This is a genomic window from Treponema sp. R6D11 (genome assembly GCF_054786075.1).
Window position 1 is genome coordinate 1 of sequence record NZ_BDHD01001379.1, and the last position, 315, is coordinate 315.

1 protein-coding gene is annotated in these 315 nt (G+C 46.3%); it reads right to left on the reverse strand.

Annotated features, from left to right (window positions below):
- Positions 1–265: hypothetical protein (locus ACYVTD_RS18830; protein WP_461249105.1), on the reverse strand; the 265-nt coding region annotated here is incomplete at its 3' end.
- Positions 266–315: the final 50 nt, after the last annotated feature.

The window sequence follows — 315 nt, forward strand, 5'->3', positions numbered from 1 at the left end:
CCTTGTAACGCATGTCGTAGCGCAAGGCCAGCCTTGTCTGCGCCGCCAAGTCGTTGGAAACCTCTTCCAGCATGACGTTGAGTTTGTTTTTCGCGGAGCCGCTCGTTAAAACGCTCTCAAAAATCCCCGGAAAAAGCAAATGCTGCATTTTACCGATTATTTCGATTATGACCGATTTAACAGGCTGTTTTACGACATCGCGCTTCTTCTGAAAATCATCGAGCAACACGGCGGCAATTTGTTCAATTTCTTGGTCAATTTCCACACAATTCTCCTAAAAATTATTCCCAAAAGACTTCACGCAGAGGCGCGGAG